The 7224-nt window shown below is 61.0% G+C and carries 6 protein-coding genes; all 6 read right to left on the minus strand.

Going from position 1 to position 7224, the window contains the following annotated elements; genetic code table 11:
- Window positions 1–2561: diguanylate cyclase (locus JNK99_RS14885; RefSeq protein ID WP_291854416.1), on the minus strand; the 2561-nt coding region annotated here is incomplete at its 3' end.
- Window positions 2562–2660: 99 nt separating this feature from the next.
- Complete coding sequence (locus JNK99_RS14890; protein WP_291854418.1) at window positions 2661–3800, minus strand: hypothetical protein; 1140 nt, start codon at window positions 3798–3800, stop codon at window positions 2661–2663.
- 46 nt (window positions 3801–3846) lie between these two features.
- Window positions 3847–4317 (minus strand): hypothetical protein, encoded by a 471-nt coding sequence (locus JNK99_RS14895; RefSeq protein ID WP_291854420.1) that lies wholly within the window; start codon window positions 4315–4317, stop codon window positions 3847–3849.
- A gap of 103 nt (window positions 4318–4420) precedes the next feature.
- On the minus strand, window positions 4421–5491 hold the full coding sequence (locus JNK99_RS14900) for a sulfate ABC transporter ATP-binding protein (protein ID WP_291854423.1): 1071 nt from the start codon (window positions 5489–5491) through the stop codon (window positions 4421–4423).
- A 22-nt stretch (window positions 5492–5513) separates the two neighbouring features.
- The gene (cysW, locus tag JNK99_RS14905; RefSeq protein ID WP_291854425.1) at window positions 5514–6452 is read right to left on the minus strand and encodes a sulfate ABC transporter permease subunit CysW; all 939 of its coding nucleotides are present in this window, start codon (window positions 6450–6452) and stop codon (window positions 5514–5516) included.
- Complete coding sequence (cysT, locus tag JNK99_RS14910) at window positions 6449–7222, minus strand: sulfate ABC transporter permease subunit CysT (RefSeq protein WP_291854427.1); 774 nt, start codon at window positions 7220–7222, stop codon at window positions 6449–6451. Before cysT ends, cysW begins: the two co-directional genes overlap by 4 nt.
- Window positions 7223–7224: the final 2 nt, after the last annotated feature.

Raw genomic sequence — 7224 nt, forward strand, 5'->3', positions numbered from 1 at the left:
TTGACGTAGTTGAAGGAAGAAAAGCCGACGCCGAAGTCGTCGAGCGCGAACTCGCAGCCAAGTTCACGCACTGCGTTCATGAACGTCCGGGCAGCGGAGAAATCGGATACTGCCGCCGTCTCCGTGATCTCGAAGACAACGTGGCTGGGCAACAGGGTGTTGCGCGCCAGTTGGTCGCGGATGAAGGGGAGCAGACCTGTATCGTTGATGCTGACCGCTGAAAGGTTGATCGAAAACTTGTAATGCCTGCCGGCGGCAAACAGGGACAGCATCTTGCCGAACACCAGCCGGATCACATGACGGTCGATGTCACGTATCAGGCTGCTTTTCTCGGCCACATCCATGAACATGCCCGGCGGGATCACCGAGCCATCGGCCGCCCGCATGCGCACCAGCGCTTCGTAGTGACTGACCTGCCGTGCGCGGATGTCGAGAATCGGCTGGTAGTGCACGATGAATCCCTGGGTGGTCAGTGATCGGTTGATCATCTCCTCCCAATGCAGCCGGCTCTGCATCTGCTCCTGCACACCCTCGCCTTCGGAGTAGACATGCCAGCCGCCACCGCCCTTCGATTTCGCCTGATACATCGCGATGTCGGCATTGGCCAACAGATGTTCAACGTCCATTCTGGCTTCCGAGAAAACGACTATCCCGATGCTGGCGGAAACCCGGTGATTCGCCCCCAGGCCGGGAAACTTGATTTCGGCCAGCCGCCGGTTGATCTTCTCGGCCACCTGAATCGCACCGCCGTGATCGCATTCGCGCAACAGGAAACCGAGCTCGTCCCCCCCCAGTCGTCCGAGCAGATCGCTGGCACGCGCCAGGCTGCCGACCTCGTCGGCCACGACCCGTAACAAGGCATCGCCGGCCTGGTGGCCACTCACATCGTTCACGTACTTGAAGGCATCCAGGTCCAGGTAGAGCAGCGCCCCGTCGTGCCCAGAGCGACGGGCGTCAAGCAGTGCCTGACTCAGCTCATCCTGGAAATGCTGACGATTGACCAGGCCGGTCAGCGGATCGTGCTCGGCCAGATAGCTGACGTGTGATTCGGCACGCTTGCGTTCGGTGTGGTCGATCCCGACCGAAAGGATCATCACCGCCTCGCCTGCCTGGCCGGTCAAGCGCGAATGATTCCAGGTGATTTCATAGCACTCACCGTGCTTGCCCTGGAGAATCGACTCCAACTGCACATGCAGGCGATCACCGGCCACGATTTCCTGCAAGGACTGTTGCGCAGCAGCCGAACGCGACTGATCAGCTCCGCTCAGCTCGAAAAACCGCTTGCCGGCAAGCCTTTCCTCCCCCAAGCCGGACAACTGGCGCCCGTAGCGATTGAGCGTCAGGATCCGTCCATCGGTGGACTGGGTGAGAATGATTACCTGCGCCGTATCGAGCAGGCTCCTGCTGAAATCGCGCTCGACCGAAATGCGCTGCAACATGCCTTCGGTCTCGGCCGAATGCACCGCCACTTCCCGCTCCAGCGTCTCCAGTCGGTAAGACAGGGCGATTGCCGCCTCATCCAGGCTGTCGATCTCATCTTCGACCAGTCGTCGGGCACGCGGCGCGATGCGCGCACGCGCTTCGACGAAGGCGCTGCGGCCGAGCAACGGAATCGCCCGCGCCGTCCGCGTCATGCGTTGCAGCGGCGCGTTAACCAGCAGCGAGAGCAGCAGGAGGGAAAGTAGCGACGCCAGCAGTTCGCCCAGCATGCGATTCAGTACGGACTTCCGTATGTCCGCCAACGCCTGGGTGAGATCGTCAATGACCACCATCAACGCCGGCTGGGCGCTCCCCTCAGGTGCGTCCAGAGCAAGAAACGACAACTCGAACTGCCTGCCCTCGTAAGACAGGGAAAGGTAGGCGTGGCCGGGATCGGGCGGGGTCCGCGGGATCGTGCTCAGCTGGCGCAACAAGGGGCGGTGGTTTCCCATGCTGCTCAAGGGAATCGCCCGCATTCCGACCTGCGGCAGGAAAGCCTCATCCGGCGTTGGCCCAGCCGGCGCCAGTTCGGTCGGAATCAGTACACCGAGATCGGCACCGGTCACCCTTTGAAACGAGTTGACCACGTCGGCCAGCGAACTTCCGAGGACTACCGCCCCGGCAACCTGACCGGCCGAGAGGATCGGTGCAGCGGCCAGCTCGGTGCACACCTCACGACAGCGCGTCCAGTTCATGGACCGCTCGTTCCCAATGACATTGCGTACGTGCGCGTCCAGATTGATTCCGGGATCTGGCGCGGTGCGCCACCTGGCCAATGGCACACCGGTCCTGACATAGACATCAAGCAAATCGATGCCATAGCCATACTGCAGGGCCGGCCAGTAGCTGTCGAAGTGCTGCCGCAGCAGGGCATTGCCCGCCTCGGTCTGGAAGAGGCTGACGCCAACCGAATCGAGCGCCGCGAGAATCCCCGCCAGCGCCTGCAAACGCAGTCCGACCTCACCGCGCAATGCGAAGGCCTGAGCCACCAGACGTTCGCGGGTCTCGGCTCGCTGTTCCTCGAAACGCGTGATCAGATGCTGGTAATGCAACCAGGAAAGCGCGCCACTGACCGACAGCATGACTGCTCCCAGGGTCAGCAGTACCTTCCATTTGAGGCTGATGAATCGGGAGCGGCCAGGAAGAACGGTTGGCGTCGGGATTTCCCGCATGCGGTGAGACTAGAAACGGAAAGACGCTTGCAGCATGAAATTGTCCCAGTAACGCCGCAGATCCTGCGTTCTCGGATTGTCCTGTGTCGCCAGGAAACCGGTTCCATCGACCCGGTGCGTTTCGACGCGCAACATGAATTGTGGCGTCACGTCAAAGCGCAAGCCGACTGTCCAGTCCTTGGCAAAACGGGTGAACCCGGGAAGGTGGGTGGCGGCAGCAAACTTCTTGCCGTCTCGATCATTCTGATCGGCGTAATACGCATCATAGCGCAACAGGGCTTCCCACTGCGGCGCCAGCCGATAAGTCCCCTGCACGTAATAGCTTTGGCCATTGAAAGTGCCATTGTAAAAGTACGGCCCGAAATCCTCGACCGAGGTCCGGCGCCGGGCATATTCACTGGTCAGACTCCAGTTTTCGGCGTGGTACTGCGCCGAAAATATCAGCGGCGTCAGCTTGAAACGGCCGGCCTGCAGGATGTCACCATAGCCCGGCTGGTACTTGAGGTCGAGACGCAAGGCAGTGAAACCCAGGCGATACCTGCCACCCGAACCTTCGTAGATGACCTGGAAATCCGGTGCCATTTTCGAATCGAGGCTACCCGGACGGTGCAGGCCCACCAACGCGATTTTCGCCGCATCGGTATCGGTCTGCGGCTGGCCGTAAGCAAAACTGGCGGACAAGGTCCCGGCTTCGCCGTAACGCTCGATGTACAGCTCGGCACCGTCTGCCGAAACGGTCAGATTGCGCGTCCGTTCGAAATAGATCGACTGCGGCAGAATGATGCTCGGTCGAGTGAAGGGCACGTCGCGCGTCGTGTTGTACAAACCGTAGGCCGTCTTGATCCGTCCCACACGAAGCCCGCCGCGCCCCTCTTCGCTCGATAGGGCCGTCCAGTCGAGCAGGCCGTAGTCGAGGCGCACGCCACCATCATCGGTGTTGCCAGCCCGACGCGACAGCAGTTCGGCTGACAACTGCACGATCGGCGTCAGTCGCCACGACGCGTTTACACCCACTTCGCTGAAATCATTGCTGATCTGATCATCACTCCGGCCGAAGAAGTTGTTGTCGGAGGTGTTCACCAGGGCCATCGAAGCGAAACCGTGCAACTGCACGTCACCGCCCAGCAGGTCGAACGCGCGGGCAGACACATGCCACAACGCCGTCAGAGCCAGCAGCGCCAAGCAAGGCGTGATCTTAGCGAATCTTGAGAACACGCACATTCTGATTCACCTCGCTTGCCTTGACATAACCAATCGCCCCAGGAGTGGACGCCACTTTGGCCAGCATTTCCTGTGTCGAAGAAACATGCTCCGGGTACTGCCCCTGCCCGGAGAAAACCTGCCGATCCCAGGCCATTCGCAGTTGATGCGGGAAGACCTGCAACACCGATTTGCTGAAAGTGGCATGTTCAGGCGCGTCGTCACCCAGCACGAAAACCTTGACCGGTGCGTCTGCCGGCCACCGTTGCAGGCGCATGCCCATGATGGCACGCAGTGAGGCGCGCGGAATGGTGTCTTCGCTGGTCGCCGGATTGGCAATGACGACCATCGCCGGTTCAAGCGCCTGGGCGTAAACATCGGCGATCGGCAAGCTGCTCCCCAACAGGCCTACAACCAGCATCAGGAACAGGGAAGTCACGTATTTAATGGCAGGAATCTTTTCCATCACGGCGCATCCTACCAGACAAAAGCCATCTTCAGAGGGTCCCCGTCGAACGTCCGGGCCAGGGATCGGCAAGCGTCGACCGACGCTGTGGCCCGACGGGCAACTAGATTCCCGAACCGCCCTCTTCCATCACCATGGCCGGCTCGGCAAAAACTCGCAACTGCCGTGGTTTCAGCCATACCTGCTGTCCCTCGACCAGCGCCAGTACGTTGGCCCGTTCACGGGTCAGTTCAACCTCGATCAGCTCCGAACCATGCGCCAGCTCGACTCGCACCAGCGGACCGATGGCGTGCACCTCCTGCACCGTCGCTTCCAGGCTTCCCGTAACCGATCGATGCTCGATCTCGATATCGTGCGGCCGAACGAAGGCCGTCGCCTCACCCGCCGCAAGACCCTCGGACTGCTCCCGGCCAATCTCCGCCCAGGCACCGTGAATCCGGCTGTGGAAGACGTTGACGTTGCCCAGAAACTGATAGACGAAAGGCGATGCCGGGTTGGAGTACACCTCGTCCGGCGAGCCGATCTGTTCGATCCGCCCGTGGTTCATCACCACCACCCGGTCGGCCACCTCCAGAGCTTCTTCCTGATCGTGGGTGACGAAGACGCTCGAAATGTGCATCTCGTCATGCAGGCGTCGCAACCAGCGGCGCAATTCCTTGCGCACCTGGGTATCGAGTGCGCCGAAGGGCTCGTCGAGCAGGAGAACGCGCGGTTCGACGGCCAGCGCACGCGCCAGCGCGATACGCTGACGTTGCCCGCCCGAAAGTTGCGAAGGATAACGATCCGCCAACCAGTCGAGCTGGACAAGGTGGAGCAATTCCTTTACCCGGAGTCGGATCTCGGCCTCGCCAAGGCGCAGCCGGCGCGGCTTGACACGCAGACCAAAGGCGACATTCTCGAACACCGACATGTGCCGGAAGAGCGCGTAATGCTGGAACACGAAGCCGACATTGCGATCTCGGGCATGGACATGGGTTGCCTCCTCGCCAGCGAACAACACCTGCCCACTGTCGGGTGTTTCCATGCCTGCGATGATGCGCAACAACGTCGTCTTGCCACACCCGGAAGGACCCAGCAAGGCAACGAGTTCGCCCGTCGGAATATCGAGGCTGATGTCATCCAGCGCCACAAAATTGCCGAAACGCTTGCCGATCGTGCGAATTTCTATGCTCATGGAAACCTGCCCGGTGCTGTCATCAGGATATCTTCCGTCCAGGCGACATGCCAGCGTGCTCGTCCACCGCTTTCTCGACCAAGCAGTCCCGGGTCTTCTCGGCCGGAAGTTCAGCCGACAACATGCTTGTTTCACGGCGCATGCGCCACTCGACGACGGTCTTGGCGAACAAGGTCACCAGGGCCAGCAAAGCCAGCACCGACGCCGAGGCAAAGGCACCCACCGCGTTGTACTCGTTGTAGAGGATCTCGACATGCAGAGGAAGCGTGTTGGTCTCGCCGCGAATGTGCCCGGAAACGACCGACACAGCCCCGAATTCTCCCATCGCGCGCGCATTCGCCAGAATCACGCCGTAGAGCAGACCCCACTTGATATTCGGCAAGGTAACCCGGCGGAACATCTGCCAACCGGTGGCGCCGAGCGAAATCGCAGCCTCTTCCTCGTCCTTGCCCTGCGTCTGCATCAGCGGAATCAGTTCGCGCGCAACAAACGGCAGGGTAATGAACATGGTCACCAGGACGATCGCCGGCAAGGCGAACACCACCTTGATGTCGTGCACTGCCAACCACGGCCCGAAAACCCCCTGGGCACCAAAAATGAGCAGAAAGACCAGCCCGACAACCACGGGCGAAACGGCAAACGGCAGGTCGATCAGGGTGATCAGCAAGCTCTTGCCAAGAAACTCGAATTTGGCGATGGCCCACGCCGCAGTCACCCCGAAGAGGACGTTCAGGGGAAGTACCAGCAGGGCAACCAGCAGCGTCAAACCGATCGCTGAACGAGCCTCCGGGTCCGCCAGAGCCTCGGCATAAGCAGTCCAGCCGGCGGCGAAAGCTTCGGCAAACACCGCCAGCAAGGGCAACACGAGAAAGCAGAAGAGGAAGCCGAGTCCGCTCGCGAGCAACAGCGCACGCAGCCAGCGCGGCTCGGTGTTGGCTCGCCGCAAACCCGGAGCGCTCACCGACCGACACCCGCACCGGCAGCAGGCGAAGCATGGCGTTTTGCCGCCCACCACTGCAGACCGTTGACCAGAAACAGCATGACAAAGGAGATGAGCAGCATGACCACCGCGAGCGCCGTGGCGCCCACCACGTCATACTGTTCGAGTTTGGAGATGATCAGCAGCGGCGTGATCTCCGAAATCAGCGGCATGTTGCCGGCGATGAAGATGACCGAGCCGTATTCGCCGATCGAACGTGAGAAGGCCAGCGTGAAACCGGTCAGCAGCGCCGGGAAAATTGCTGGCAAGAGAACGCGGGTGAAGGTCTGCAGACGAGAAGCACCGAGCGAGGCGGCCGCCTCCTCGATCTCAGGTTCAATGTCCTCGATCACGGGCTGCAAGGTGCGAACCACGAAAGGCAGTCCGATGAAGGTTAGTGCCACAACGATACCGAGCGGCGTGAAGGCGACCTGCATGCCAAGCGGAGCGAGATGACGACCGATCAAGCCATTGTCGGAATAGAGGGTGGCCAGCGTAATTCCGGCGACCGCTGTCGGCAGGGCAAAGGGAAGATCAACCAGAGCATCGATCGTTCGCTTGCCTGGAAACGAGTAGCGCACCAGGATCCAGGCGACGATCAGGCCAAAAAAGGAGTTGATTGTCGCAGCCAGCAGCGAAGCGCCAAAAGTAACGCGATAGGAGGCCAGCGCCCGCTCGCCGCTGGCGACTGCCCAGAACTCGGGCAGGCTCAGGTGACTTGCTTTGAACGCCAGTCCGGACAACGGCAACAGGA

It is taken from the genome of Accumulibacter sp. (assembly GCF_016789985.1).
Lineage (GTDB): Bacteria > Pseudomonadota > Gammaproteobacteria > Burkholderiales > Rhodocyclaceae > Accumulibacter.

What these genes read in the sequence shown, in the direction of transcription:
- JNK99_RS14895 (WP_291854420.1), bottom strand. Translation starts at nt 4,317, where the DNA reads ATGGAAAAGATTCCTGCCATTAAATACGTGACTTCCCTGTTCCTGATG.
- JNK99_RS14900 (WP_291854423.1), bottom strand. Translation starts at nt 5,491, where the DNA reads ATGAGCATAGAAATTCGCACGATCGGCAAGCGTTTCGGCAATTTTGTG.